The sequence below is a fragment of the Agromyces sp. NPDC056389 genome (assembly GCF_042262385.1).
In the GTDB taxonomy this organism is placed as follows: domain Bacteria; phylum Actinomycetota; class Actinomycetes; order Actinomycetales; family Microbacteriaceae; genus Agromyces.
This window is the reverse complement of the sequence record NZ_JBHJPN010000001.1, coordinates 258,756-284,630: the sequence shown is the minus strand read 5'-3', so window position 1 is coordinate 284,630 and position 25,875 is coordinate 258,756. Positions and strand designations below refer to the sequence as shown.

The 25,875-nt window shown below is 67.5% G+C and carries 32 protein-coding genes; 17 read left to right on the top strand and 15 right to left on the bottom strand.

What is annotated here, in order from left to right:
• Positions 1 to 9 precede the first annotated feature (9 nt).
• Genes ACFCVM_RS01405 through lnt form a run of 6 tightly spaced genes read left to right on the top strand, consistent with a single transcriptional unit; the run spans position 10 to position 7,170 of the window.
• Complete coding sequence (locus tag ACFCVM_RS01405; RefSeq protein ID WP_375832956.1) at positions 10 to 1,056, top strand: helix-turn-helix transcriptional regulator; 1,047 nt, start codon at positions 10 to 12, stop codon at positions 1,054 to 1,056.
• Positions 1,056 to 2,075, top strand: a complete 1,020-nt coding sequence (locus tag ACFCVM_RS01400) for a helix-turn-helix transcriptional regulator (RefSeq protein WP_375832954.1) — start codon at positions 1,056 to 1,058, stop codon at positions 2,073 to 2,075. Before ACFCVM_RS01405 ends, ACFCVM_RS01400 begins: the two co-directional genes overlap by 1 nt.
• Before the next feature lie 38 nt (positions 2,076 to 2,113).
• A complete protein-coding gene (tatA, locus tag ACFCVM_RS01395) occupies positions 2,114 to 2,326 on the top strand; it encodes a twin-arginine translocase TatA/TatE family subunit (RefSeq protein ID WP_375832952.1) in 213 nt (70 codons plus the stop codon).
• 5 nt (positions 2,327 to 2,331) lie between these two features.
• A complete protein-coding gene (gene tatC, locus ACFCVM_RS01390; protein ID WP_375832950.1) occupies positions 2,332 to 3,129 on the top strand; it encodes a twin-arginine translocase subunit TatC in 798 nt (265 codons plus the stop codon).
• Between the two features lie 12 nt (positions 3,130 to 3,141).
• Positions 3,142 to 5,574 (top strand): DEAD/DEAH box helicase, encoded by a 2,433-nt coding sequence (locus ACFCVM_RS01385; protein ID WP_375832948.1) that lies wholly within the window; start codon positions 3,142 to 3,144, stop codon positions 5,572 to 5,574.
• Between the two features lie 30 nt (positions 5,575 to 5,604).
• Complete coding sequence (gene lnt / locus ACFCVM_RS01380; protein ID WP_375832946.1) at positions 5,605 to 7,170, top strand: apolipoprotein N-acyltransferase; 1,566 nt, start codon at positions 5,605 to 5,607, stop codon at positions 7,168 to 7,170.
• Here lnt and ACFCVM_RS01375 read toward each other — a convergent pair.
• From ACFCVM_RS01375 to ACFCVM_RS01360, 4 genes are all read right to left on the bottom strand, one after another.
• Positions 7,167 to 7,532 carry an RNA polymerase-binding protein RbpA gene (locus ACFCVM_RS01375; RefSeq protein ID WP_022892121.1) on the bottom strand — a complete coding sequence of 122 codons (366 nt, stop codon included), beginning with the start codon at positions 7,530 to 7,532 and terminating at the stop codon, positions 7,167 to 7,169. The two genes, lnt and ACFCVM_RS01375, sit on opposite strands and share 4 nt — an antisense overlap.
• Positions 7,533 to 7,616: 84 nt before the next feature.
• On the bottom strand, positions 7,617 to 8,372 hold the full coding sequence (locus ACFCVM_RS01370; RefSeq protein ID WP_375832943.1) for a glycerophosphodiester phosphodiesterase: 756 nt from the start codon (positions 8,370 to 8,372) through the stop codon (positions 7,617 to 7,619).
• 10 nt (positions 8,373 to 8,382) lie between these two features.
• Positions 8,383 to 9,312 (bottom strand): SPFH domain-containing protein, encoded by a 930-nt coding sequence (locus ACFCVM_RS01365; protein WP_375832941.1) that lies wholly within the window; start codon positions 9,310 to 9,312, stop codon positions 8,383 to 8,385.
• On the bottom strand, positions 9,312 to 9,779 hold the full coding sequence (locus tag ACFCVM_RS01360) for an NfeD family protein (RefSeq protein WP_234980758.1): 468 nt from the start codon (positions 9,777 to 9,779) through the stop codon (positions 9,312 to 9,314). The genes ACFCVM_RS01365 and ACFCVM_RS01360 overlap by 1 nt, the downstream gene beginning before the upstream one ends.
• Before the next feature lie 139 nt (positions 9,780 to 9,918).
• On the opposite strand from ACFCVM_RS01360, the gene ACFCVM_RS01355 reads away from it, so the two are divergent.
• Positions 9,919 to 10,692, top strand: coding sequence for an SDR family oxidoreductase (locus ACFCVM_RS01355; protein WP_375832939.1), 774 nt, complete (start codon positions 9,919 to 9,921; stop codon positions 10,690 to 10,692).
• 89 nt (positions 10,693 to 10,781) lie between these two features.
• On the opposite strand, the gene ACFCVM_RS01350 is transcribed toward ACFCVM_RS01355, so the two are convergent.
• Positions 10,782 to 11,393 carry an HdeD family acid-resistance protein gene (locus ACFCVM_RS01350; protein WP_375832937.1) on the bottom strand — a complete coding sequence of 204 codons (612 nt, stop codon included), beginning with the start codon at positions 11,391 to 11,393 and terminating at the stop codon, positions 10,782 to 10,784.
• A gap of 178 nt (positions 11,394 to 11,571) precedes the next feature.
• On the opposite strand from ACFCVM_RS01350, the gene ACFCVM_RS01345 reads away from it, so the two are divergent.
• Genes ACFCVM_RS01345 through ACFCVM_RS01335 form a run of 3 tightly spaced genes read left to right on the top strand, consistent with a single transcriptional unit; the run spans position 11,572 to position 13,464 of the window.
• Positions 11,572 to 12,327, top strand: coding sequence for an aminoglycoside phosphotransferase family protein (locus ACFCVM_RS01345; protein WP_375832935.1), 756 nt, complete (start codon positions 11,572 to 11,574; stop codon positions 12,325 to 12,327).
• Positions 12,327 to 13,001 carry a M23 family metallopeptidase gene (locus ACFCVM_RS01340; RefSeq protein WP_375832933.1) on the top strand — a complete coding sequence of 225 codons (675 nt, stop codon included), beginning with the start codon at positions 12,327 to 12,329 and terminating at the stop codon, positions 12,999 to 13,001. The genes ACFCVM_RS01345 and ACFCVM_RS01340 overlap by 1 nt, the downstream gene beginning before the upstream one ends.
• 52 nt (positions 13,002 to 13,053) lie before the next feature.
• Positions 13,054 to 13,464 (top strand): VOC family protein, encoded by a 411-nt coding sequence (locus ACFCVM_RS01335; RefSeq protein WP_375832931.1) that lies wholly within the window; start codon positions 13,054 to 13,056, stop codon positions 13,462 to 13,464.
• A gap of 16 nt (positions 13,465 to 13,480) precedes the next feature.
• Here ACFCVM_RS01335 and ACFCVM_RS01330 read toward each other — a convergent pair whose 3' ends face one another.
• The 3 genes from ACFCVM_RS01330 to ACFCVM_RS01320 form a co-directional block, all read right to left on the bottom strand.
• Complete coding sequence (locus tag ACFCVM_RS01330; protein WP_375836617.1) at positions 13,481 to 14,143, bottom strand: DsbA family protein; 663 nt, start codon at positions 14,141 to 14,143, stop codon at positions 13,481 to 13,483.
• 104 nt (positions 14,144 to 14,247) lie between these two features.
• Positions 14,248 to 15,189, bottom strand: coding sequence for a phosphotransferase family protein (locus tag ACFCVM_RS01325; protein ID WP_375832929.1), 942 nt, complete (start codon positions 15,187 to 15,189; stop codon positions 14,248 to 14,250).
• 124 nt (positions 15,190 to 15,313) lie between these two features.
• Positions 15,314 to 16,198 (bottom strand): aldo/keto reductase, encoded by an 885-nt coding sequence (locus tag ACFCVM_RS01320; RefSeq protein WP_375832927.1) that lies wholly within the window; start codon positions 16,196 to 16,198, stop codon positions 15,314 to 15,316.
• Positions 16,199 to 16,298: 100 nt separating this feature from the next.
• Between ACFCVM_RS01320 and ACFCVM_RS01315 the strand changes: the two genes are divergently transcribed.
• From ACFCVM_RS01315 to ACFCVM_RS01305, 3 genes are all read left to right on the top strand, one after another.
• The gene (locus tag ACFCVM_RS01315) at positions 16,299 to 17,177 is read left to right on the top strand and encodes a helix-turn-helix domain-containing protein (protein WP_375832925.1); all 879 of its coding nucleotides are present in this window, start codon (positions 16,299 to 16,301) and stop codon (positions 17,175 to 17,177) included.
• Between the two features lie 120 nt (positions 17,178 to 17,297).
• A complete protein-coding gene (locus tag ACFCVM_RS01310) occupies positions 17,298 to 17,672 on the top strand; it encodes a YciI family protein (RefSeq protein ID WP_375832922.1) in 375 nt (124 codons plus the stop codon).
• A gap of 364 nt (positions 17,673 to 18,036) precedes the next feature.
• Positions 18,037 to 18,501, top strand: a complete 465-nt coding sequence (locus ACFCVM_RS01305; protein ID WP_375832920.1) for a GNAT family N-acetyltransferase — start codon at positions 18,037 to 18,039, stop codon at positions 18,499 to 18,501.
• A 68-nt stretch (positions 18,502 to 18,569) separates the two neighbouring features.
• Here the strand turns inward: ACFCVM_RS01305 and ACFCVM_RS01300 are convergent, their stop codons facing one another.
• The 4 genes from ACFCVM_RS01300 to ACFCVM_RS01285 all read right to left on the bottom strand — a co-directional run bounded on the left by ACFCVM_RS01300 (position 18,570) and on the right by ACFCVM_RS01285 (position 21,346).
• Positions 18,570 to 18,788, bottom strand: coding sequence for a hypothetical protein (locus tag ACFCVM_RS01300; RefSeq protein WP_375832918.1), 219 nt, complete (start codon positions 18,786 to 18,788; stop codon positions 18,570 to 18,572).
• Positions 18,789 to 18,948: 160 nt separating this feature from the next.
• Entirely contained in the window at positions 18,949 to 19,602 is a 654-nt protein-coding gene (locus ACFCVM_RS01295; protein ID WP_375832916.1) for a response regulator, read from the bottom strand.
• Positions 19,599 to 20,861 (bottom strand): sensor histidine kinase, encoded by a 1,263-nt coding sequence (locus ACFCVM_RS01290; protein ID WP_375832914.1) that lies wholly within the window; start codon positions 20,859 to 20,861, stop codon positions 19,599 to 19,601. Before ACFCVM_RS01290 ends, ACFCVM_RS01295 begins: the two co-directional genes overlap by 4 nt.
• Positions 20,852 to 21,346, bottom strand: coding sequence for a hypothetical protein (locus tag ACFCVM_RS01285; protein WP_375832912.1), 495 nt, complete (start codon positions 21,344 to 21,346; stop codon positions 20,852 to 20,854). The genes ACFCVM_RS01290 and ACFCVM_RS01285 overlap by 10 nt, the downstream gene beginning before the upstream one ends.
• Before the next feature lie 147 nt (positions 21,347 to 21,493).
• Between ACFCVM_RS01285 and ACFCVM_RS01280 the strand changes: the two genes are divergently transcribed.
• Positions 21,494 to 21,784, top strand: a complete 291-nt coding sequence (locus ACFCVM_RS01280; RefSeq protein WP_375832910.1) for a hypothetical protein — start codon at positions 21,494 to 21,496, stop codon at positions 21,782 to 21,784.
• Between the two features lie 121 nt (positions 21,785 to 21,905).
• Here the strand turns inward: ACFCVM_RS01280 and ACFCVM_RS01275 are convergent, their stop codons facing one another.
• Both ACFCVM_RS01275 and ACFCVM_RS01270 read right to left on the bottom strand, forming a co-directional pair.
• Entirely contained in the window at positions 21,906 to 22,469 is a 564-nt protein-coding gene (locus ACFCVM_RS01275; protein ID WP_375832908.1) for a hypothetical protein, read from the bottom strand.
• A gap of 113 nt (positions 22,470 to 22,582) precedes the next feature.
• Positions 22,583 to 23,104, bottom strand: a complete 522-nt coding sequence (locus ACFCVM_RS01270; protein ID WP_375832906.1) for a hypothetical protein — start codon at positions 23,102 to 23,104, stop codon at positions 22,583 to 22,585.
• Positions 23,105 to 23,227: 123 nt separating this feature from the next.
• Between ACFCVM_RS01270 and ACFCVM_RS01265 the strand changes: the two genes are divergently transcribed.
• Together ACFCVM_RS01265 and ACFCVM_RS01260 are read left to right on the top strand one after the other, a co-directional pair.
• Complete coding sequence (locus ACFCVM_RS01265; protein WP_375832904.1) at positions 23,228 to 23,503, top strand: hypothetical protein; 276 nt, start codon at positions 23,228 to 23,230, stop codon at positions 23,501 to 23,503.
• A gap of 112 nt (positions 23,504 to 23,615) precedes the next feature.
• Positions 23,616 to 24,401, top strand: a complete 786-nt coding sequence (locus ACFCVM_RS01260) for a maleylpyruvate isomerase N-terminal domain-containing protein (protein ID WP_375832902.1) — start codon at positions 23,616 to 23,618, stop codon at positions 24,399 to 24,401.
• A 71-nt stretch (positions 24,402 to 24,472) separates the two neighbouring features.
• On the opposite strand, the gene ACFCVM_RS01255 is transcribed toward ACFCVM_RS01260, so the two are convergent.
• Positions 24,473 to 25,015, bottom strand: a complete 543-nt coding sequence (locus ACFCVM_RS01255) for a hypothetical protein (RefSeq protein WP_375832900.1) — start codon at positions 25,013 to 25,015, stop codon at positions 24,473 to 24,475.
• 248 nt (positions 25,016 to 25,263) lie between these two features.
• On the opposite strand from ACFCVM_RS01255, the gene ACFCVM_RS01250 reads away from it, so the two are divergent.
• The gene (locus tag ACFCVM_RS01250; protein WP_375832898.1) at positions 25,264 to 25,833 is read left to right on the top strand and encodes a dihydrofolate reductase family protein; all 570 of its coding nucleotides are present in this window, start codon (positions 25,264 to 25,266) and stop codon (positions 25,831 to 25,833) included.
• The last annotated feature ends 42 nt before the right edge of the window (positions 25,834 to 25,875 follow it).

Sequence of the window (25,875 nt, the reverse complement as noted above, 5' to 3'; positions counted from 1 at the left end):
ATCGCACCTGTGGCAAGCGGCGGAGTGACCAAGGGCGAGTCGAAGATCCCGGTCGAGGATCGCCTGTTCAGCCTCGTGCTGGCCTTGCTCGCGACCGAGACGGGGCTCCTGAAGTCCGAAATCCTCTCGACGGTGCGCGGCTACGCCGAGCGATTCGATTCGGCCGGTCAGAATGCGAATCTCGAGCGTCAGTTCGAGCGCGACAAAGACGACATCCGCGAGCTCGGCATCCCGCTCGAGACGGTCGAGTCTCCTGACCGCCCTGGCGACAACCAGGCACTGCGCTATCGCATCCCGAAGGGGCAGTACGACCTGCCGACCGACGTGCGGTTCACGCCCGACGAACTCGCGCTGCTCGGCCTCGCCGCCGAGGTCTGGCGCGAGGCGTCGCTCTCGGCCGACTCGCAGCGCGCACTCACGAAGCTCCGCTCGCTCGGCATCGAGCCGCGCGAACCGGTGATCGGGTACGCCCCGCGCCTGCGCGTGCGCGACACGGCGTTCGAGCCGCTGCGACAGGCGCTCGACCGTCGCCAGTCCGTTCGATTCCGCTACTTCAAGCCGGGTGAGCCCGAGCCGCGCCGGCGCACGGTCGATCCGCTCGCGGTGGTGCTGCACGACGGTCGCTGGCACCTGCACGCCTACGACCACGATGCAGCGGATTCGCGCACCTTCCTGCTCTCCCGCATCATCGGCGAGGTCGTGCCCGTGCCCGGGTCGAGCTTCGAGGCACCGCCGCTCGGCGTGCAGGACCGCATCATCGCCGAGCTTCAGGCACTGCACCAGAGCAACGTGGCCGATCTCGCGATCACCGGAGGCAGCGACGCCGAGGTGCGACTCGGCAAGCGGGCGATCGAGGGCGACGAAGACGCCGGGGTCATCCGCCTGCACTACACGGATGCCGCGGTGTTCGCCGACGAGCTCGCCGCATACGGTCCGGAGGTCCGAGTGCTGTCGCCGGCATCACTGCGCGACGCGGTTCGCGACCGGCTGCGTTCCGTCGCCGCTGCGCATCGAGATGCCGCTTCCGGAGCCCGCCAGGCAGAGGAGGGGAAGTGATGGCCAAGCGGTCGAAGCCCTTGAAGGCGCCCGACAAGCTCGTCTTCCTGCTCTCGTTCGTGCCGTACCTGCTCGAGCAGCGAGTGGTCGACGTGGCCGAGGCCGCGACGCACTTCGGACTCTCCGAAGACGAGATCCGGCACGCCGTGCGACTCATCGCGACCTCGGGGCTGCCCGGCGAGACCGGCACCTATCAGCCGAACGACCTCTTCGACATCGACTGGGACTCCTTCGAAGAAGAAGACGTGATCGTCATCGTGCACCACGTCGCCATCGACGATGCGCCGCGACTCTCGGCGCGTGAGGCGGCGGCGCTCATCGCCGGGCTGCAGTACCTGTCGGCCTCGCCCGAGAACGCCGGCAGGGCATCACTCGCGTCGCTCATGGCCAAGCTCACGGCCGGGGCATCCGCTGCGCCCAGTCGACTCGCCGTCGCCGAATCCGTTGCGGATGCCTCGCTGGCCCGTATTCGCGAGGCGGTCACCGGCGGTCGCCAGCTCGAGTTCGACTACCGCAACGCGCTCGGGGTCGCGGGCCGCCGCCGTGTCGACCCCCTCCGCATCCTGTCGCAGGACGCCGACTGGTACCTGCAGGCCTACTGTCACACGCGTGAAGACGTGCGCAACTTCCGGGTCGACCGCATGAGCGAGCTGCTCGTCTCCGATGCCCCGATCGAGGACCACTCCGACCGCACGGTGCCCGACACGCTCTTCCAGGGCTCCGACTCCGATCTCGACGTGGTCGTCGACGTCGCGCCCGAGACGCTGCCGCTGCTCGCCGACTACCTCGCCGACTCGCGCACCGAGCAGGTCGACGGGCGACTGCGGGTGACGCTGCGCCTCGCGCACGTGCACGGGCTGAAGCGCCTCGTCGCCGGACTGCCGGGTCTGGTGACCGTCGTCGCACCCGCGGAGGCGCGCGCCGTCGTCGCGGAATGGGCGGCGGCGGGCCTCGCAGGCTACGCTGAACCAGATCCTTCCGATGTCGGGCGGCACGAGCCTGACATCGACGACAGGTAGACTGTCGTCACCCTCACCGACGAAACGGACGAACCCCCATGTGGCAAGGCTTCACTGGTTGGCACGCGCTGATCATCCTCGTGGTCATCCTGTTGCTCTTCGGAGCTCCCAAGCTTCCCGCGCTCGCCCGTAGCCTCGGCCAGTCGATGAAGATCCTGAAGAGCGAGGTCCGCTCCGACAAGACCGATCCCGACGCGAGCGGCGAAGAGACGCCCAAGGCCGACGGCCCGGATTCCGGCAAGAACTCCTGACCACGGTGACCGCGGTGAAAGATCGCGGCGAGAAGGACCGCGAAAAGCGGATGTCGCTCGGTCAGCATCTGATCGAGCTCCGCAAACGCCTCTTCATCTCGGCGATCGCAATCGTCGTCGGCACCGCCCTCGGGTGGTGGCTGACCGACGCGTTCATCTGGGACGCGCTCCAGGAGCCGGTGGCTCGTGTGGCCGAGGCTCGCGGCGACGACACCGCGATCATCTTCCAGACGATCTCGAGCTCGTTCGACCTGATGCTCCAGATCGCGTTCACGATGGGCATCGTGATCTCGAGCCCCGTCTGGCTGTACCAGATCTTCGCGTTCCTCGTACCGGGTCTGAACAAGAAGGAACGCCGTTTCACGCTCGCGTTCTTCGCGAGCGCGATTCCGCTGTTCTTCGCGGGCTGCGCCGCCGGATGGTTCGTGCTGCCGAACATCGTGAAGCTCATGACGAGCTTCGTGCCCGAGGGCGGCGAGACGCTGCTGACGGCCAAGGAGTACATCGACTTCGTGCTGAAGCTCGTGGTCGCGATCGGCATCGCCTTCGTGGTTCCGGTGTTCATCGTGCTGCTGAACTTCGCCGGAGTGATCAGTGCGGCCGCGATCATCAAGTCGTGGCGGGTGGCGATCCTCGTGATCGTGCTCTTCACCGCGATCGCGACCCCGTCGGCCGACGTCGTCTCGATGTTCATGCTCGCGATCCCGATAATCCTGCTCTACTTCCTGGCCTGGTTCATCGCGAACATGCACGATCGTCGTGTCGCGCGCCGCAACGCGCTCGAATTCGGGGAGCCTGTCTAGGCTGGAGTGGTGATGAGCCTCTCGCCGGCCGAGCGTTACGCGCTCTCCCGCCAGCAACGCCGCCAGCCGCGTCTCGCCGATTTCGTGTCGGGTCAGCGATTCGACCTCGACCCGTTCCAGCTCGCCGCGTGCGGCGCGCTCGACGAGGGGCGCAGCGTGCTCGTCGCCGCCCCGACGGGTGCCGGCAAGACGGTGGTCGCCGAGTTCGCGGTGTTCCTCGCGATGCAGGAACAGGGCGCGAAGGTCTTCTACACGACCCCGATCAAGGCGCTCTCGAACCAGAAGTACCAGGAGTTCGTTGACGCCTGGGGTGCCGAGTCCGTGGGCCTCCTCACCGGCGACACCAACGTCAACTCGGGCGCACGGATCGTCGTGATGACGACCGAGGTGCTGCGCAACATGCTCTACGCCGACTCGCCGCTGCTCGACCGGCTCGCGTACGTCGTCATGGACGAGGTGCACTACCTCGCCGATCGCTTCCGCGGCGCCGTGTGGGAGGAGGTCATCATCCACCTCCCCGAGGAGGTGCGACTCGTCTCGCTGTCGGCCACCGTCTCGAACGCCGAGGAGTTCGGCGACTGGCTGCAGGCGGTGCGCGGCGACACCGACGTCATCGTCTCCGAAGAGCGGCCGGTGCCCCTCGAGCAGCACGTCATCGTGAAGTCGAAGATGCTCGACCTCTTCGACTCGTCAGGGCAGGCGTCGACGAACCGGGTCAATCCCGAGCTCAAGCAGCTCGCCAGAGCCGGCGGCCGCTCGATCTCCGGCCGGTCGACCCGTGGGCAACGCGGCGGCGACCGCGGCCGGTACCACCGCGATGCGCGCAGCGGCAACGGCCGTGCCGACCGCCCCGAGGTCGTCGCGATGCTGCAGGGCAAGAACCTGCTGCCCGCGATCGTGTTCATCTTCTCGCGCGCCGGGTGCGATCAGGCGGTGCGGCAAGTGCTGCGCAGCGGCATCCGACTCACCGAATCTGCCGAACGCGCCGAGATCCGGCAGATCGTCGAATCGCGCGCCCGGATGCTGCGCGATGAGGATCTCGCAGTTCTCGGCTATTGGGAATGGCTCGAGGGACTCGAGCGCGGCGTCGCCGCGCACCACGCCGGCATGCTCCCGGCGTTCAAGGAGATCGTCGAGGAGCTCTTCCAGCTGAAGCTGTTGAAGGTCGTCTTCGCGACCGAGACGCTCGCCCTCGGCGTCAACATGCCCGCGCGCTCCGTGGTGCTCGAGAAGCTCGAGAAGTTCAACGGCGAGGCGCGGGTGCCGATCACGCCGGGGGAGTACACCCAGCTCACCGGCCGCGCCGGCCGACGCGGCATCGACGTCGAGGGCCACTCGGTCATCCAGTGGGTCGACGGGCTCGACCCCGAGGCCGTGGCGTCACTCGCCTCCCGGCGCAGCTACCCGCTGAACTCGAGCTTCCGGCCCACCTACAACATGGCCGTCAACCTCATCGACCAGTTCGGACGCGAGCGCACCCGTCAGATCCTCGAGCTGTCGTTCGCGCAGTTCCAGGCCGACCGGGCGGTCGTCGACCTCGCCCGCACCCTGCGCAAGCAGGAGGAGTCGATGGCCGGATTCGAACAGGCGATGCGGTGCCACCTCGGCGACTTCGGCGAGTACGCCGCGCTGCGCCGCCGCATCGGCGAGATCGAGCGGCAGTCGTCGAAGGGCAACCCGACGCATGCGCAGCGCGATCGGATGCAGCGTGAGCTGACGTCCGCTCGCAAGGCGATGCGCGCGCACCCCTGCCACGGCTGCGCCGAACGCGAGTCGCACGCACGCTGGGCCGAACGCTGGTGGCGGTTGAAGACGGAGCACGAACAGCTGTCCCGGCAGATCCGCACCCGCACCGGCCAGGTCGCGAAGCGATTCGATCGCGTCACCGAGGTGCTCGAGTCCCTCGGGTACCTCGACCGCGACGCATCCGGCGCCCTCGTCTCCACCTCGTCGGGGCGCATCCTGAAGCGCATCTACGGCGAACGCGACCTGCTCGTCGCGGAGTGCCTGCGGCGCGGCCTCTGGGACGGACTCGACGAGGCCGGCATCGCCGCGATGGCGGCGTCCCTCGTCTACGAGCCGCGTCGTGACGACAGCAACGTCGAGTACCGACTGCCGCGGGGCCGGTTCCGTGAGGCGTTCGAACGCACGACCGACACCTGGGCGGTGCTCGACGACGTCGAGCGCGACCATCGGCTGCCCGGGAGCGAGGTGCCGTCACCCGCGCTGGCATCGGCGATGCACGCCTGGGCCCGCGGCACGAGCCTCGGCACGGTGCTCGCCGACACCGAGCTCGCCGCCGGCGACTTCGTGCGGCTCTCGAAGCAGGTGGTCGACCTGCTCGACCAGGTCTCGATCGTCGCCGATGCCGAACTCGGCGCGACGGCGCGATCGGCGATCGACGCCGTGCGGCGCGGGGTCGTGGCCTACGGCGCTCCCGCGTGAGCGACCCCCGTGGTCGCCTAGGCTGATCTGGTGCCCGAGAAGTCCTATCGCCCCCTCCTGCCGCTCTGGGGTGCGGTGCTGGCCGCCGCAGCCGGCGGGTTCGCGTACGATCTCGGCTTCCCGGGCGCGAGCATCTGGCCGCTCGCGTTCGTCGGCATCGCGCTCGCACTGATCAGCCTCATCGGGCGATCGTCGTGGGGCGCTGCGCTCGTCGGCCTCGTCTTCGGGCTCTCGTTCTACCTGCTGCAGGTCTCGTGGACCTCGCTCTATCTCGGCCCGGTGCCGTGGCTCGCCCTCTCGATCCTCGAGTCGCTCTTCGTGGCGGCGGGCGGCGTACTGATCGCGCTCGCGTACCGTTGGCTGCCGAAGGTGAGCGGCTCGCGGTGGATCAGGCTCGTCGCGTTGCCGCTGCTCGTCGCCGGCCTCTGGTGCGTGCGCGAGGCGGCGACCGGCAGCATTCCCTATGGCGGGTTCCCCTGGGGCAGGGCGGCGCTCAGCCAGTCGGAGAGCCCGTTCGCCGACGTCGTCTCGTGGGTGGGGTCGACCGGTCTGAGCTTCGTGATGGTCGCGATCGTCGCCGGCGTCATCGAGTGGGTGCGGCTGGCGGGGTGGCGCCGGCCGGTCACCGTACTGCCCGTCACGGCGTTGCTCGCCGTCTCGATGCTCGTGCCCGCGTGGCGGACGACGCCCGCGGGCGAGCTGCGGGTCGCGAGCGTGCAGGGCAACGGCCCCTCGGGATACTTCGACGAGCGGGACCCGGGCGACGTGCTCGCCGCGCAGCTCGCGGCGACCGAACCGATCCTCGACGAGCCCGGCATCGACGTTCTGCTCTGGCCCGAAGGCGGTTCCGACATCGACCCGACGCGCAGCGAGTCGGTCGCTCGGGTCTTCGATCGACTGAGCGAAGAGCTCGATGCTCCGCTCGTGCTCAACACGGTGACGATGCGCGACGACGAGTACTTCAACACGTCCATGCTGTGGCGCGCAGGGGAGGGGGCCGTCGACCTCTACGACAAGCGCCACCCCGTGCCGTTCGGCGAGTACATCCCCGATCGGGACTTCTGGTACGCGCTCGCGCCCGACCTGATCGGACTCGTGCAGCGCGGGTACACGCCCGGCACCAACGCGCCCGTGTTCGACCTCGGCGAGGCGATCACAGGGCTCGCGATCTGCTTCGACGTCATCTACGACGACGTCATCTGGGAGGGCGCGCGCGATGGCGCGCAGCTCTACATGTTCCAGACGAACAACGCCGACTTCCGCGGCACCGACGAGAACGAGCAGCAGCTCGCGATCGCGCGCCTTCGGGCGATCGAGACCGGTCGCTCGGTCGTGAACATCTCGACCGTCGGCACCAGCCAGGTGATCGACCCGTCAGGTCGCACGATCGATTCGCTGCCGGCCTACGAGCCCGGTGCGATGGTCACCGACGTCGAGCTGCGCGACGGATTGACGCCGTCGGTCATGCTCGGCTCGAGCGTGCCGAACGTGATCGTGATCGGCTCCCTGGCAGCACTCATCGCCGCCGGATTCATCGCTCGCCGCCGGTCTCGCGACCGGCGCGGCGATGACACCGTCGGAACGGATGCGGCCTAGGCGCCGATCTTCTGCTGGCCGCGACGAGCCCGCAGGTAGCTGAGACGCTCTTCGAGCAGCTCCTCGAGCTCGGCGCGCGTGCGCCGCTCGAGCAGCATGTCCCAGTGGGTGCGGGCGACCTTCTCGCCCGAGCGGTCGATCTCGACCGGCTTCGAGTCCACGAGCAGCACAGCGGATGCACCGCAGTGCTTGCACTCCCAGGACTCGGGCAGTTCGGCCTCGGTCGAGAACGTCATCACGGTCTCGCGTCCGCAGGTCTCGCAGCGATAGGCGTACTCCGCACGGTCTGCGAACACCACGCCGTCTTCACTCTGCAGGCTCTGTGCGCCGATGCGCATGCCTCGAAGGCTCCTGTCCGCCATGGCGTACTCCTCTCGCTCGTCTCTATGTCTAAACGATCAAGCTGGGCGTTCCCTTTCCGGACCCTGAGGTTTACCGGGGAATTCTCAGTTTCGAGCGGCAATGAGGGGGAGAGCGAGGTCGGCGCGGTCGGTCACGAGGCCGTCGACGCCGAGGTCGAGCAGCCGCGTCATGTCGGCGGGGTCGTTGACGGTCCAGACGTGCACCTCGGCGCCCGCGCGATGCACGGCAGCGACGAAGCGCTCGGTCACGAGCGGCAGCACGCCGACGCGCTCGGGCACCTGCAGGGCGCGCGCGCCGCGGAGCGCTCGGGCAACGGCTCGCGTCGACCCCGTGAGCGATGCGAGGCGGGTGCGGATGACACCGGCGCCGCCGGCCGAGGTGACCGCATCGGGCACGAGCCTGGCGAGCCGCCGGCGCCGGCCCTCGGAGAAGCTCGTGAGCAGCACGCGCGAACCGGCGCGCGCCTTCGTCACCGAGGCGACGGTCGCCTCGACCGAGCTCTCGACCTTCACGTCGATGTTGAACCGTGTCTCGGGGAACGCGTCGAGCGCCTCTTCGAGCGAGCAGAACCCCTGGCCGTGCCCGAGGTCGATGCGCCGGAGCTCGGCCATCGTGAGCTTCGAGACCTCGACATCGCGGTCGGCCACACGGGCGAGCGTCGGGTCGTGCGCGACGACCGCCACTCCGTCGGCGCTGAGATGCACGTCGGTCTCGACGTACTCGGCACCGATCGCCACGGCCTTCGCGAACGCGAGGAGGGTGTTCTCGGGTGCTTCACGGGCGAGGCCGCGGTGCGCGAGCACTCGCGGCCTCGTCGGCTCGAAGTAGGTGGTGACCACTGGCCTGCCGTCAGAAACGCTGGCCGGTCGCGCCGGGGGCATCCGGTGCCTGCGCCGGGGCGGTGGGGGTGAACGCCTTGCCGATGCCCTTCAGCGCCTCGGTGAGCTCGCTCGGCACGATCCAGAGCTTGTTCGACTCGCCCTGCGCGATCTGGGGGAGCATCTGCAGGTACTGGTAGCCGAGCAGCTTGGGGTCGGCATCGCCCTTGTGGATGGCGTCGAAGACCGTGAGGATCGCCTCGGCCTCGCCCTGGGCGCGCAACACCGCGGCCTTCGCATCACCCTCGGCCTCGAGGATGGCGGCCTGCCTGGCGCCCTCCGCCGTGAGGATCGCGGACTGCTTGGTTCCCTCGGCGGTGAGGATGAGAGCACGACGGTCACGCTCGGCACGCATCTGCTTCTCCATCGAGTCCTGGATGGAGTGGGGCGGGTCGATCGCCTTGAGCTCGACGCGTCCGACGCGGATGCCCCACTTGCCGGTCGCCTCGTCGAGCACGATGCGGAGCTGCCCGTTGATGTTGTCGCGTGAGGTGAGCGCCTCTTCGAGGTTCAGGCCGCCGACGACGTTTCGCAGCGTCGTGGTCGTCAACTGCTCGACGGCGCCGAGGTAGTTCGCGATCTCGTAGGTCGCAGCGCGAGCGTCGGTCACCTGGAAGTAGACGACCGTGTCGATCGAGACGACGAGGTTGTCTTCGGTGATGACCGGCTGCGGCGGGAACGAGACGACCGTCTCGCGCATGTCGACGAGCGGCCGCAGGCGATCGATGAACGGCACCAGGATGTTCAGACCGGGGCTGAGGGTCTTGTGGTAGCGGCCGAGCCGCTCGACCACTCCCGAGTACGCCTGGGGGATGATTCGGATCGACTTCGCCAACACGACGATGACGAAGATGACGATCGCGACGACGACGACCGTCGCGATGATTCCGGAAACGTCCATCAAGCCCCAGTGCTCCTCTCCACCGGAACGACGACCGCCGTCGCTCCGTCGATACCGGTCACGAGCACACGCTCGCCGACCGCGACATCCGCCTGCTCGGTGATGGGCGACAGTCGAGCCGTCCACACGTCGCCGTTCTGCAGCCGCACCTGACCGCCCGCAGGGGTCACCGTTCGCACGACCTGGCCGTCGGCGCCGATCAGTGCGTCGATGTTGCTGCGCGTCGGATCGCCGCCGCGCCGCAGCATCCGCAGGAGCGGTGGCCGCAGCAGCAGGATCAACGCGACCGCGACGAGGGCGGCGATGATGAACTGCGCCCACCACGGAATGCCGAACAGACCCGACAGCAGACCGGCGACGCTGCCGAGCGCGAGCATGAGGAACGTCATCTCGAGTGTGAAGACCTCGATGGTCGCGAACGCCAGGATCAACACGAGCCACACGATCCACGCGTACTGGGTCAGCACATCCAATTCGTTCTCCTTCGCACGGCCTCTACTGAAACTATCAGGGCGGTCGACCCAGTGGGTCGCGCCTGTGGACTTGATAGTCTCGGTTCGCCTGTTCTGTGCGGACGACGTCCGTCAAGCCTCGAGGAGTTCCACTGTGACCAACCCGCTCGCCCCCGGTTCGCTCGACGGCCGCGTCGCTCTCGTCACCGGCTCCTCGCGAGGAATCGGTGCCGACACCGCCCGCTACCTCGCGGCCGCCGGGGCATCCGTCGTCATCAACTACCGCAGCAAGGCGCCTCGCGCCGAGAAGGTCGTCGCCGAGATCACCGAGGCGGGCGGCACCGCCATCGCCGTCGGCGCAGACCTCACCGACGCGGCATCCGTCGCCTCGATGTTCGAGCGCGCCGTCGCAGAGCTCGGGCCGATCGACATCCTCGTGCTCAATGCCTCCGGCGGCATGGAGACCGGCATGGGCGACGACTACGCGATGCGCCTGAACCGCGACGCGCAGGTCAACGTCGTCGAGGGCGCGCTGCCGCACCTCGCACCGGGTGCCCGCATCGTGTTCGTCACGAGCCACCAGGCGCACTTCATCCGCACGACGCCGACGATGCCCGAGTACGAGGCCGTCGCCCTCTCGAAGCGCGCCGGCGAAGACGCACTCCGCGCGAAGCTGCCCGAGCTCGAGGCCGCAGGGTTCGAGCTCGTGGTCGTCTCGGGAGACATGATCGAGGGCACCATCACGGCGACCCTGCTCGAGCGCGCGAACCCCGGTGCGATCGAGGCCCGCAAGCAGGACGCAGGCCGGCTGTTCAACGTCGCCGAGTTCGCCGCAGAGGTCGCGTCGGCCGCGGTCGAGCCGGTGCCGGCCGAGAACACGCGCTACGTCGGCGACACTTCGGGCTTCTCGCGCGAGGGCGGTGCCTGACCTGGTGAGTCTTCGTCTCATCCACTCCACCTGAGACGGCGAAAGCCCGCCGAAGCGATTGCTTCGGCGGGCTTTCTCGGTCGTTCGGGCTAGGACGCAGCAGGCGTGACGCCGCGTCCGAAGGTGAACGCGCGCACGATCTGCACGATGCCGAGCACGATGAGGGCGATGCCCGCGACGATGAAGAGCACGACGGCGCCCCACAGCGGCGAGAAGAGCAGCACGATGCCGGCGAGGATGCTCAGGATGCCGAAGAAGATCGCCCAGCCCCTCGATCCCGCGTCGCTCGACTGGGCCAGCGCCACGATGCCCTCGACGATCCACAGGATGCCCACGAGGATTCCGAGGAAGATGCCGAGGAAGACGGCCGACTCGCTCGGGTTGGCGAGCACGATGATGCCGCCGACCACGAACAGCAGTCCGAGGATGATGTCGAGCGTTCGCGCGCCACCCGAGATGCCCTTCGAGAAGATGCCGAGGCCGAGGTAGGCGATGCCGGCGATCAGGAAGTAGATGCCGAACAGCACCGTGATCACGACGGCGGAGTTCTTCGGCCAGAACGTGATGAGGAGGCCGAAGATGAGCGCGACGGCGCCGCTGATGCCGAGCGTCGCGCGGATGGTGTTGATCGCCGACTTCGTGAGTGACGATGCGTCGAGCGAGAATGACGCGAAGACCCCGGTGGGCTGCGACGTAGACATGATGGGTCCCTTCCGGCGGCGGGTGCCGCGCAAGGGTCAGGCTATGGCCGCCGGTCGCCTGAGCGTCGGATGTGAATCCGCGAGTCTTCGGATGTCGCGGAGTGACCGTGTGGTCGCCTTGATGCCCCGATCCGGCGGGAAAAGGGTCGAGATGCGGCGGGAATGCCAGTATCGGAGCATGGCGGAGGAGCTGCTGAGTGGCGGAAACATGGACGCCGTCGTGCGCGTCGGTGACACGGTACGCAGGGTGGCAGGCGATTGGACGCCGTCGGTGCATGCATGGCTGCGGGCGGTCCGGGCGAGCGGCGTCGTGGAGGTGCCCGTGCCGCGGGGGAGCGACGCCGAGGGTCGCGAGGTGCTCAGCTACCTCCCAGGTTCCACGCTCGATCGCGCCGAACCCGCCGTGCTGTGGTCACCCGACGTGCTCGAGCAGGCCGGCCGGCTGTTGCGACGGATCCACGATGCCGAGCTGGCGCCCGACACGCAATCCGGTGTCTGGCGGACGAAGCAGCACGACCCGGTCGAGGTGATCTGCCACAACGACTTCGCACCGTACAACCTGCTGGTCGAGGGCGGACGCCTGGTCGGCGTCATCGACTTCGACATGGCCTCGCCCGGTCCGCGTATCTGGGATCTCGCGTACCTCGCGTATCGTCTCGTCCCCTTCGCCGAGGACGCCGAGGGGTTCGACGATCTCGAGGCGAACGGCGGCGAATCGCGGATGACGCGGCTGAACCGCGTGATCGCTGCGTACGGCACGCCGTACGCAGCGTCCGCTGTGCTGGCGATCGCTGCGGAACGACTGGACGAACTCGCCGCGTTCACTGACGCTCGCGCGGCCGCGACCGGTCGAGCCGACCTCCGGGCGCATGTCGCGATGTATCGTCGCGATGCCGAGCGCCTCCGTCGCCTGCTCACCGGTCAAGAGGGATGATGGCGGCGACCGTGCTCGCGCTGCCGTTCAGCGGAACGTGGATGGCGCAGAACAGCCCGGCCCGACGGGTGCCGAGCCACGGCGTCGACCTCTTCGGCGAGCGATATGCGATCGACTTCGTCGCGGTCGATCGGCAGCGCCGTACGGCCGATCGACGCGACTGGCGGAGCATCTTCGCGACCGAACCGCCTGAGCGGTTCCGCGGATTCGGGCTCCCCATCCTCGCGCCGGCCGATGGAGTCGTCGTCGCCGTCCACGACGGCGAACCCGACCACGACGGCCGGCGATCGCAGCTCGCGCTGGTGCCGTACGCGCTCGGCCAGGCCGGTCGGCTGCGGAATGGCGTGCACGCGATCGCGGGCAACACCGTGACCATCGAATTGCGAGACGGTGGCGCATTCGTCTCGCTCGCGCACCTGCGTCGCGGTTCGATCCGCGTCGCTGCGGGCGATGTGATCAAGGTGGGGCAGCCGATCGCCGAGTGCGGCAACTCCGGCAACTCGACCGAGCCGCACGTGCACCTGCAGGTGATGGACCGGGCCGACCCGTTGCACGCCGAAGGGCTGCCGCTGGCGTTCCGGTCGTTCACGGAGTGGCGACCGGGCTCGGCCCTGCCGTCGACGGTTGAAACAGGCATCCCTGGCGAGCGTTCGATCGTGGAAACGATCGACTGATCCGCGCAGGAATCGAGAAGCGGCGGCGCGGACGGGCGGCTAGCGTGACGCCATGGACATCACGATTCACTCGAGTTTCCTGCCGCACACCGACCCGGATGCATCCGTGGCCTTCTATCGCGACGCCCTCGGGTTCGAGGTCCGCAGCGACGTCGAGTTCGAGGGCATGCGCTGGATCACGGTCGGCGCCCACGATCAACCCGAGACCTCCATCGTGCTGGAACCGCCGGCGGCCGACCCCGGTGTCACCGACACCGAGCGCGACCTCATCATCGAGATGATGGCGAAGGGCACGTACTCCGGGATCCTGCTCGCGACGAAGGATCTCGACGCCGCGTTCGCACGACTCCGTGCCGTCGGCGCCGAGATCGTCCAGGAGCCCATCGAACAGGGGTGGGGTGTTCGCGATTGCGCGGTGCGCGACCCCGCGGGCAACATGATCCGCATCCAGGAGACGCGCTGAACGGCGCGTGCGTCGGCTACTTCGACGCGGCGACGGCGCGATCGAGCGCGGCGCGGATGTCGTCGGGCGAGGTCAGGGGAACCAACTCGTCGTCGATGAAGATCGTCGGGGTGCCCTCCGCACCGAGTGCCACGGCGGCATCGAAGTCGAACTGCACGCGGGCCTCGGTCGCGGGGTCGGCGACGGCCTCGTCGTAGGCCGCCATGTCGAGGCCGAGGTCGGCGGCGTACTGGCGGAAGACGTCGGCCTTCGAGACCTGCTGCTCGCCCCACTCGGCCTGCGTCTCGAACATGCGGTAGTACATCTCCTCGAACTTGCCCTGCTGGGCCGCGGCTTCGACGGCGATCGCGGCCGTGCGCGAGTTCACGTGCCCCGGCATCGGGAAGTACCGGGTCACGAACGTCACCTCGCCGGCGTAGTCGGCACGGAGCTCTTCGACGAACGGGTAGACGGCTCCGCACACCTCGCACTCGAAATCGAGGAACTCGGTGAACGTGACCGTGCTGCCCTCGGCGACGTCGAGCCGGTGGCTGTTCTCGGCGACGACCGGCGTGGTCGAGGCGGCGGTGCCGGGCGCCGCAGCGGGCGGCTGATTCGCCGTGACGGCGAAGACGATCCCCACGGCGGCGATCACGAGCCCCCCGATCACGGCGAGCTGGATCTTCGTGCTGTTCTTCATCGCCACGGGGGGAGCGCCTCTCGAGCCGTGCAGGGCGGATGCCTCGGGGAGTGGTCGTCTCCGAGGCATCCGTTGGTCTCGATACAGCGTACGGGAGGGGTGGTCTACGCCGCCCAGCGCTCTCTCAGCCACTCCATTCCGGCGAGCGCCTCGCGTCGCTGGAACGCGCGGAGCGTCGGCATGTTCTCGGGTGCGGGGAGCCGGGCCCGGTTGAAGAACGCACCGGTCGTCGCCGCGAGCGCGGCGTCGAGATCGCCCGGGGAGACGCCGTCGAACATCCGGTGGGTTGCGAGTATCGAGTCGGCATCGATCGTCTCGCCGCGGAGTCGCGCGTCGAGCAGGTAGGTCATGCCGTCGAACCAGGGAGCCCCGATTGCGACCCACGGCCAATCGATGAGCCAGACACGTCCGTCTCCGTCGACGAGCATGTTGTCGGCGCGGCAATCGAAGTGCACGAGGTGATCACCCGCAACGGCAGCACCTGCTCGCCGAGACACCGTCGCAAGTCGGTCGAGGTTTGCACGAGCCCACTCGGGTAGTCCGTTGACAGCGTCGTCGGCGAGCATCTCGTCCCAGCTCTCACCATCGGCCGCGACCTCGTCGGCGACGTCCGGCAACGCGATCGGGAGGCTGCCGCGCACCGTCGGCAGGCCATGAAGCGCATCCAGCACGTTGCCCGCGTCCGATCCGTCCAGACCAGCACCAGGGTGGGTTCCTTCGACGTCGGCGAAGAGAAGCGCCACCCAACCGTCGCGCTCGATTCCGCCGAGCAGCTCGGGTGCGGGCAACGCGGTGGGAGCGACGCGCATGAACGCGAGCTCTTTCTGGTGCAGCGCCGTCGTTCCTGCATTGTGATCGACGTGCGCCGCCTTCACGAAGGCACGAAACCCGTCGCCGGTCCGGATGCGATCCGCGCTGCCGCAGGAGAAGCCGCTCGCCTGACTTCGTGCCTCGACGACCGGCGCTCCGAGCATCCTCTCCACCTCGCCGGTGAGTTCGGGTGGCAGCGCCGCCCATTCGAGGCGCGTCTGCCCGTACTGGCTCATCGCATCATCGTAGGGGCGACTGGCGCGTCGTCGATGCGTTGGTGCTGATCGAGCCCGGCTGCGCTAACGGCGCGATGCACGCGGTGCTACGACGCACCTCCACGAGCTCGCGGACGAACGCAGATCAGTCTTCGGGGATGGCACGTCCGAACGTCTCGAGGGTGATGGCCTCAGGCTCGGGGCCGCCGCGCACACCGGTGTCGAGTGCGTCGATCGCGGCGAGCTCGTCGCTCGTCAACTCGAAGTCGAAGACATCGAAATTCTCGGCGATGCGCTCGGGTCGCACGGACTTCGGGATCGCGGAGCGGCCCTGCTGCAGGTGCCAGCGCAGCATCACCTGGGCCGCCGTCTTGCCGTGCTGCTCGCCGATGCCGACGATGACCGGGTCGTTGAAGGTGCTGCGGCTCGCGTCTCCGCGGTACGAGGTGATGCCGCCGATCGGCGACCACGCCTGCGTGAGGATGCCGTGCTCGGCGTCGGCAGCCCGCACACCCGGCTGGCTGAAGTACGGGTGCACCTCGACCTGGTTCACGGCCGGCACGACCTCGGTGCGCTCGAGCAGGGTCGCGAGGTGGTCGGGCATGAAGTTGCTGACGCCGATGGCGCGCACCCGCCCGTCGGCGAGCAGACGCTCGAGCGCGCGGTAGGCCTCGACCGTCGCGTTGAACGAGCTCGGCAACGCCTGGTGGAGGATGAGCAGATCGATCGTCTCGACGCCGAGCTTCCGTGTGCTCTTCTCGAAGGCGTGCAGGGTCTCGTCGTAGCCGTAGTCGCTGATCCAGACCTTGGTCTCGATGAAGACGTCGTCGCGTGCGAGTCCGGAGGCTCGGATGGCGTCGCCGACCCCGCGTTCGTTCCCGTAGGCGGCCGCCGTGTCGATGAGGCGATAGCCCGTCTCGAGGGCGGCCTCGACGGCCTGCGTCGTGACCTCGGGAGGGGTCTGGAAGACGCCGAAGCCGAGCGCCGGCATCGTGACGCCGTTGTTGAGGGTGAAGGTCGTGAGAGTCATGACTCCATCCGATCGCATCCAGCGCTGCTGCGGGAGTCTCCGACGAGACGAGTACTGGCAGTACCTCTCTTGCTGCGACGCACCGGCCTACCCTCGAGACATGGACAATCGCAGCGAGGTGCGCGAGTTCCTTCGCACGCGACGCGCCCGCATCACTCCGGAACAAGCCGGTCTGCCCGCGTACGGCGGCAACCGCCGGGTGCCGGGACTGCGCCGCGAAGAGGTGGCGATGCTCGCCGGTGTGAGTGTCGACTACTACACGCGTCTCGAGCGCGGCACGCTGACCGGGGCATCCGACACCGTGCTCGATGCCCTCGCCAGGGCGCTGCAGCTCGACGACGCCGAGTCCGCTCACCTGTTCGACCTCGCTCGCGCCGCCAACGCATCGCCGACTGCCAGGCGCCCGCGTATCAAGACGGGCGAGGTTCGCCCGACCCTGCAGCGCGTGCTGGATGCGATCACCGAGGCGCCCGCGATCATCAGCACCACCCGCACCGACTACCTCGCTGCGAATCCGCTCGGCCGGGCCCTCTACTCCGTGGTCTTCGCGGCGCCGCAGCCGAACGGCGCGAGATTCGCCTTCCTCGATCCGGCCGCCGCGGACTTCTATCCCGACTGGGATCGCGTCACTCAGGACGTCGTCGCGGCGCTGCGCGGCGAGGCAGGTCGCAACCCCTACGACAAGCGACTCACCGATCTCGTGGGGGAGCTCTCGACGCGCAGCGAACGGTTCCGCACGCTCTGGGCGGCCCACAACGTGCGCCACCATCGCACCGGTGTCAAACGTCTCCGCCATCCCGTCGTCGGCGCCATCGAGTTGAGCTTCGAGGCGATGGAGCTGCCTGCGGACCCCGGGTTGAAGCTCTCGGTCTTCACCGCCGAGCCGGGCTCGGCGTCGGCCGATGCGCTGAAGCTGTTGTCGAGTTGGGCTGCGACAACGGATGCCTCGGCGGAGGCCGCTCGGGTCGACGACGTCTGAGGGAGGGGCCGCGAGAACCTTCGATGGAAGATCTCGTCGCGACCCGTGTCGATCTCCGCCGGTCCCGTTCGACGACTCAGTGAAGGCTGCACCGAGCGGCCGCTGAGGAGAGGAACCATCATGCAGTACTTCCTGACCGTCCCGCATGACACCGCAGACGAGCCGACGATGGCGTCGATGCAGGCATTCGACCCGGCCGAGTTCGAGGCGATGATGGCGGCTGTCGGCGCGTTCAACGCTGCCCTCGAGGAGGCGGGCGCGCTCCGCTTCGCAGGCGGCTTGCAGCCGCCCTCGACGGCGAAGACAGTGGATGTCTCGGAAGGCGAGACGACCGTCGTCGACGGCCCGTTCGTCCAGGCGGAATCCTACGTGGGCGGATTCTGGGTGATCGAAGCCGGCGATGAAGACGATGCGGTTCGGTGGGCGTCCTTGGCGGCGACGGCACTGGGAGGTCGCATCGAGGTGCGCGCCTTGCAGGAGGCACCGGGGGAGTGACCCACGGTCGGCCCGCGCCTTCGACGACGGCGAGCGGCTATCGTGTTGCGTATGCGAGACGAGGATGACTCAGCACAATCTGCCGAGCGGATCACGAGGGAGTCGGAGCCGCCCTACCAGGCGCTGCTTCCCAACCTCGACCGCGTGTCGCGTTCATCCTTCGCCGCGGGCACGGTGAGCCGTCGACGGATCGATCGAGCCTTGCTCGTCCTCGCACTGGTCGCGCTGGCGATCACGGCCGCGGTTCTCGCACCGCTACTCGTTGGTCGTTGACACCGCCGGCGACGTCGCTGCGTTTTCGAGAGGTTCGCCGATGGACTCGCGTTTCGTTGTTCGGCAGGCCCGAGTCGAGGACGTGCCCGCCATGGCTCGCATGCTCGTCGCGTCGTGGCGCGAGACGTACCGCGGCGCGATGCCCGATCGCGTGCTCGACGATCCAGGGCTCGTCGAGGCTCGCGAACGCTTCTGGACCGCCGCCCTCGTCGATGAGCGCTACCGAGCGAACCGTGTCGCGTTGGCCGAACGGGAGGGAATCGTCATCGGGGTCGCGATGGCCGGCCCGCCCGAAGTCCCGACGCCTGAATGGAGTACGCACCTCTACGTCCTGTACGTCCTCGCGTCCGAACACGGCACAGGCGCCGGCGCGGCGCTGCTCGACGCCGTCATCGAGAACGACGACGAGTCGGTCGCCCTGTGGGTCTCCGACCCCAATCCGCGGGCGCAGGCGTTTTATCGGAAGCACGGGTTCCGTGCCGACGGCGCGGTGCAGAGCGTGGAGGGCGTCCGGACGATCCGAATGGTGCGAATCCGGTCGAGGGAGTCGGACTGACGCGCCGCCGGCCTGAAAGAAGCGACGCAACTACTGAAGGGTCGAGCTCTGCATCGAATGGACGAGGTCTAGTAGCGCTCCCGAGGGTTGCGCGTGAGTCGTTCTGCCTCATCGATCGCGCGCTGGCGAGCGACCTCGGCATCCGTCTGCGCCGGTGTGGTGCTCGAAGTCCTGCTGCGTCGCCGCTTCAGCCGGCTTGCGATGAATCCGCCTGCGACGAGCACGACGGCGATGAAGCCGAGCGTCAGCCAGCCGCTCGCATCCATGTCCGGAGGAAGGTCGCTCATCGGGGCAGTCTAGGCCCCCAACGGCCATCCCGTTCGGCGACGTCTCGATCTCTTCTACGCGGACGGTTCGTCGTGCGGGTCGGGTAGGTACGCGGTGATGTCGATCGGTTCGGTCGGCGGTGGCGGCGGGTCGATCGCAGGGTCGGTCATCGCAGACTCCTTACTGAACAAGGCGATGGCTGTGCGCATGGGCGACGAGCTGCAGCCGCGATGCGAGCTCGAGCTTCGCAAGGATGCTCGAGATGTGCGACTTGACTGTCGTCTCGCCGATGAAGGCCGACTCGGCGATATCGGCGTTCGAGAGCCCTCGAGCCGCGAGGAGGTAGACCTCGCGTTCTCGTGCCGTCAGCGCGGCGATCGCCAGTTGATCCGGCTCCTCGCGTGCCGTCGGCGTCAGGTCGCGGATGAGCGCCAGCGTGGTGGAGGGCGCGTAGACGGAGTTCCCTTCGTGAACGGTACGTATCGCGGCCAGGAGCAGTTCGGGGCGGGCGTCCTTCATGAGGAAGCCGTGTGCGCCGGCGTCGATCGCATGCGCAACCGCCTCCTGCCGCTGGTGGGTGGTGAGCACGATGACCCGGGAAACGGGGGAGGAGGACAGTACCTTGCGCGTGGCCGTGATGCCGTCGGATTTCGGCATGCGGATGTCCATGAGGATGACGTCGGGATGCAACTCTGCGGCAAGTGTGACGATGTCGTCGCCGTCGTGCGCGGTACCGACGAAGTCGAGATCCGGTTGCGACCGGACGATCATCTCGATTCCCGCGCAGAACAGCACATGATCGTCCGCGATGACGACGCGGATGCGGTCGCTCATGCCATGGCCTCGGCCGTCACGACGTCTTCAGTGGAGATCTCGCTGGTGGGAATGAAGGCGTTGATCATGAAGGCGCCGCTCTCGTCGGCGCTCGCAGTGAGCCATCCGCCGGCGAGTCGGGCACGTTCCTGCATACCGCGGATGCCGCGTCCGGGCGCCGTCGGTTCGGTCATCGAAGGAGCCGTCGCGATCAGGATCGCGAGCCCGGGGCCGCGCCAGTCGAGGGCGGCTCGCGTGGCACCGGTGGTGCCGGCGTGCTTGAGTGCGTTCGTGAGGGCTTCCTGCATGATCCGATAGACGCTGAGCTGTTGTGCCGACGTGAGCGGCTTCGCTTCGCCGAACACCACGAACTCGCATTCGTGCCCAGCCGCGCGAACGCGCTCGAAGAGTGCCGCGAGGTCGACCGCCTCGATGCCCTCGTCGAGAGGAGCCGCGTCGAGGAGCTGGCGCAGCTCCCTCAGACCGTCGCGAGCCACCTCGGCGATCGTCGCCAGCGCGTCGTTGGTGCCGGGCGCCAAGGTCCGATCCGTCATTCGCGTGCCGTCGGCTTGCGCGGCGATCACGGCCAGCGAGTGGGCCATGACGTCGTGAACGTCCTGTGCCAGCCTGTCTCGTTCCGACAATTCGACGAGCTCCGCTTCGGCTGCGTGCAGTTCGCGCTCGAGCTCCTGCGCGCGAAGTCGTTCGTCGTAGGCGCGGCGGACGGCGCGCATCGCGAGACCGGCGCACCAGGCTCCGACGGCAAGGCCGACGGCGACGATGCACGCCGCCATCACCGTCGAACTCGGGTCGATGTCTGCCGATGAGCGAAGCCCCTCGGATTCGACCGAGTAGAAGACGGGCCAACCTTGCTGTCCGAACAACGGCAGCGTCAACAGCAGTGCGACCGCGACGGCGCCGATGGCACCGATCGGGAGTGCGAGACGGTGCACCGGCGGGCGACCGAAGGCACTGACGTTGAACACCGCGTAGAGCAGCGGAACGTACGCAGGCCAGCTCGTGTCGCCGAACCTCGCGCTCTCCATGAGAAGCTGCAGCGAGAGCACAGCGGCGATCACCGCCAGTGCCACGGCCGGCCATCTCTGCGAGATCGCGAGGGCGACACCGAACGCGATGATCGGCACCACGGCGACCGCGGCACCCAACGGCGCGTTGCCGAGGCGGCCGGCCTCCGCGATCCACCACAGGACGATGTAGGCCGCGCCGGCAGCAGGTGCGAGGAGAAGTTGCCAGCTCGGTCGAGACAGATTCAGGTCCACATGGCAAACGTATGACGCGGAAGTGGCTCCAGTGTCAACCACGACACGATCTCCTCCAGACGAACCGGCAATGTCGTCCCGAAGGAGGACAACCCGCGGGGGAGTGCATGCGTGATCACCCCAAGGCGATGCGCTTCCGCAACGTGCCCGCCAACGACGGCACATCTACCGCTGCCGTTTTCGACGCCACGCGGTGCGCCCAGCGCGTTGTAGCCGCTGCGAAAGAATGAGTCGTCGCGACCTGCTGCCCAGAAGGACTCGACGATGACCGTTCCGCTGAGCATCCCAGCTGTCGCCCAGGCGCTCTCAGCGGCGACCGCTCCGAGCTGCGACGTCGGCAAAGGGACGTTGATCGCCTCGCTCAGCGCCTCTTTGATCGCATCCTTCGCGACCAAGGGAACTGCGAGTTCTCGTGCCAGGGGACCGGTCAGTGTCGTCTTGCCCGCGCCCGGGATGCCGTTCACCACGATCAGGAAGTCGATCACGATCTGAGACTAGATGCTGCGCAATCGCTGCCGCGCAGTTCGCCGCAGGCTTGCGGGGGACTTGCTCGAGGCAGCTCGGACCTCAGCTTATGCAGTAAACAATTCTGAGAGATTTCCTCAGTGGCGTTCGTGCGGCACAATCCAGAGATGAGCGAAAAGCCGGTACTCGCGCCGCAGACACTGAACCTGCCAGCGAGTCTCTTCCTGCTGACGGCTCGTGGAATCCTGCTCTGGGTGGCCGTGCCGATCGCATTCGCGACGTGGCTGATCGTATTCGCGTGGCGGATACCGGCCGGAGTCAGCCTTGGCGAGTGTGTTGGATGGTTCGATCTGAATCTCTCTGCGGGCCTGATTCTCGCGGTGACGACAAAGTCCTCTGTGCGTTTCGTTCCATGGCGCGACATGCCTGGGCAGCTGCATCGCGTGAAACTCATCTGAGATCTGTTCTCGAGGACAGTTCACATACGAAAGTCCTGTTCAAGCCTTCAATCCAGTATTGTCCGATAATGCACATTATGTCGGAATACCTATCCCCTCTCTGCAGAGAATGCAGATAGAACTACTCGACAACGACGACGTAGGCCTCGTGCGATTCAGCCCAGTCGGTTGCCGCGGCGACCATCGTGTCTCGGTCGCTGGTGCCTGCCAGCTCGGTCCCGCCGGTTTCGTCGACGGAAGAGATTGCGCCCCAGACACCGAAGCCCCAGTAGACGATCACGAGGGTGCGACCGAGCTCGTTCGCGTATGAGCTTGCGACCTCGCGGATGCTTCTTACGCCCGCCATGGGCGCGAACTCGTCGTCGGTCTGGGCCTGGGCCGCGCCGGGCGCCGCGTCGGCGGCTATCTGGTCGATGACGGGCTGCGGGAGGGGCTGTCCGGGTGTCACGGCGACGACGGTGCCATCGTGAAGAGTGATGTCGCGGGGGGCGTTCCTCTCGAGCACCTGCTTCTCGAACTCGGAGAGCTCACCGTCCCCGTCCGAGTCTCCTTCGATGGGCGCGGAGGCCGTGGAAGTCGTGTCGGTGTCGGGCAGGAACGAGGCTTCCAGGGTGGTACAGCCGGTGAGCATGGCGAGCGCGAGCAGGCCTATGGCGGCTGCTGTGGCGGTGCGGATGGTGGTCAAGCGATTGTCCCCTCTGGTGGTCCTGCTCTGGATCGTTGGTTACGTGTGCCACGGGGCTTGCCTCCGAGCGATTGTGGCGTCTGGGTCTACGGTCGCTTCAGCGATCGCGACCGTCAGCTCTGGAATGCTGGGGCGAACTCAAGAATTCCGGGGTAGCTGGCGTAGAAGAGCATGCCGTCGCGCCAGGCGAACCCTCGTGTGGGGTAGCTTTCGTCCTCGCTGTCGGGGCCGTCGATGAACTCATCGACACCGTAGGAGTCATCCCGCTGATAGCCGGCCGCCTCGAGCGCGGCGCGCGTGGCTTCCCAGGTCGTCTCGTCCATCGGCAATTGGCCGACGACGACGTGCACATCCCCGCCGCCGGCCCATTTGCACACCACGCCGTCCGCGACAAAGTCCGAGAGCAGCGGATAGTCCCAGGTCTGGACCTCGAAGTCGACGGCGTCGAGATTGTCCGCGGCGAGATCTGCGTTGCCCGTGTCATCGAGCACCTTGTCGCAGCCGGCGGGTTCGATGGAGGTCGCTGTGCTCGGCTCGGGCGTTGCAGTGACCGGAATGCTGGGAGCTGCTGCGGGTTGCGAGGGGGCTGGCTCCGGTTGCGGCGCGCAGCTGGCCAGCGCGAGGACGACGACCATGGCGCCGATCCCAGCAACGGTAAGCCTAGCGAGAGTACTCATCCGGTCAGCGTATTGGCTCGCAAACGCTCGAAGGTCCGAGATAGCTCTGTTGTGGAATAGCCGTCAGGTCGACTGTGCAGTATGGGCACGCCGATCATCCAGATCGAGGTAGAGAACGCGGCCCCCGTCGGCGTGACCATGCAGGCTGCGGACGCATTCGACCGTGCAACGACACCGGTCACCGTTACCCCGGGTGGTACCGGATTCGTCTGGTCCTCGATCGTCGACCGACGGAACAGCGGTGAAGAATGTGTCGCTCCGATCGCGATAGCCGGCCTCGTGATCCAGCTACCTGGAGCCTCGAACCAGACCGTGGCAGCTGTAGACCTGGAGCAATGTGAGCTGAGAATCGGTTAAGAGACTTCACCATCACGAGAGCGACAGAATGCAGATCTTGACCCTGTTGAAAGCTGGATACCTATCCCCTCCCCCGCTGTCCGGTATCCGAGCACCGTGATAGAAAGCCGGGATGCACAACATCCTCACGTTCCATGATCAGCTGCGACTGATCAACGAACGGTCGGCCGCTTTCCGCGCTGCGGTCGCCGCGGCACCCAGCCTCAACATTCGGATGCGGACCCATCCCGAGCGGACGCTGTTCGAACATGTGCAACACGTGGGCATGGGTCGCCGCAAGGCGGCCGCCATCGTCACCGCCGGACCCGCGGACGCTCCCCCGGATGAGTCCGCGTGGGGAGGCGGCACGGATACGCCTCGGGAGCACGAGGCTCTCCTGTCCTGGTGGGTCGAGTCCGTCGAACATCTGGAGGGCGTGCTGCGCGAGGCGGGCCCGGATCGCGACTGCTGGACGTGGTGGGCGGACTCGCCGTCGCCGCAGACCTCCGGAGCCTGGGCGCGACGCCAGCTCCACGAGATCGCGGTGCACACCTACGACGTCCAGCTCACCGTGGGTTCCCCGCAGCCGATACCGGAGAGGATCGCCCTCGACGGTTTCGACGACTGCCAGTTCACCCTCTGCGCGACGACGGTCGCCTGGCCACACGACCCCGCCGTGGTCGACTACCACGCCACCGAGGGCCACTCCTGGCGCCTCCGGCTGTCCAACGACGGCGCACAGGTCGCCCACCTCACGCCCGCTGCCGGCGACGGCCCCGACACGACCGACGCCTCCGCCCGGGGCACGGCCAGTGACCTGGTCCTGTTCTTCTACGGCCGCATACCGCTGGATTCGCTGACGTTCGAAGGCGACCGTCGCATCTTCGATCAGCTCGCAGCATGGGACCCGTCCGTGTGACAACCGATGACATGCGATTTCGCGCAGAATGAGCGGACCCTACGTATCGAGTGGGCTCCTTTGAGTGCGGGTCATAACGTGGCGGGCACCAACGGCCTGAAGTCGGTGGGGTCGAGGTCCGGATCGCTGTCGCGTTCTCGAATCCATTCGATCGCCTCGTACAGGTTGCAGCCGATATTGGCCAGCGAGTTGAAGCGAGAGGTGTGGTAGATCGGCAGTTCGTCGTTGTCGTCGCGGGCGCCGGTGTCCCAGGCGAGGTAGTCGCCGTTCTCGCTCATTGCGAAGACCGCCAGCCGCTGCGCGGTATCCCAGGAGCCATCTGGTTCGATCTTCCAGTCGTAGCCCTCGATCCGGCCCTCGCTGAAATCCTCATGCAGCTTTTCGGTCAGGTATCCGCCTCGGCCCACAACCCCGTCGGCGAATCCTGACGGGACCGGCGTGTAGATGAGCCAGAGTCCGAACAGGCGACCCCAGCCGAAAGCGCGGACGAACGAGACGTAGGACGGCGGAAGCCCGGCGCCGTCGGGCAGCCTGTGATTCTCGACGGCGTGTTCATCGAGGATCGGATCGGGTGGCTGGCTGACGGACAGGCTCCAGAGACCTTCGTTTTCCACCTCTGAAGGATACTGACCCGGGCCTACTCAGCAAGCGTCACACGAGGCGCACAGATGAGAGTGTTGTCAAGGTCAAGAAGTACCGGCACGGATGGATCCGATGAGACCGTCCGGCTCCGAATTCGCTGGCTCTGCTCGTCACAGTGCCCCCTCCCCCGGGCGCTTCGAGCCTGCGGCAGTTCATCACCGACAGTAGTTTGAGTACGGTCCGGTGAAGACGCGCTGCTCGCATCAAGGGAGAGAACGAGATGAGACCACTTCGATACTCGATCAACGTCACGCTCGACGGCTGCTGCCATCACGAGGCAGGGCTGCCCCCCGACGAGGAGTCGATGCGTTACTGGGCCGCTGAGATGGAGCGAGCCGATGCCCTGCTGTTCGGCCGGGTGACCTACGAGATGATGGAGTCGGCGTGGCGGCTGCCGGCTACGGGCACGTGGCCCGACTGGATGGATGAGTGGCAGCTCCCGTTCGCCGAGACCATCGACCGGGCGAAGAAGCACGTCGTGTCGACCACGCTGAGTGGGGTCGATTGGAATGCCGAGCTGCTGCGCGGCGACTTGCGGCAGGCGGTCGAGCAACTCAAGCAGGAGCCTGGCGAGGGCCTGTTCGTGGGTGGCGTGACGCTCCCCTTGGCATTGGCAGACCTGGGACTGATCGACGAGTACGTGTTCGTCGTGCAGCCGGTCCTTGCCGGACACGGGCCGACGTTGCTCGCTGGTCTGCGCGAGCGCATCCAGCTCGAGCTCGTCGATCGCCAGGAGTTCCGGTCGGGGGTGACCGCGCTGCGATACCGGCCCACACGAGCGACGGTGTGACGGGATCGGTCCTGACTCGACCACGCTTCACCGATTCTGCGT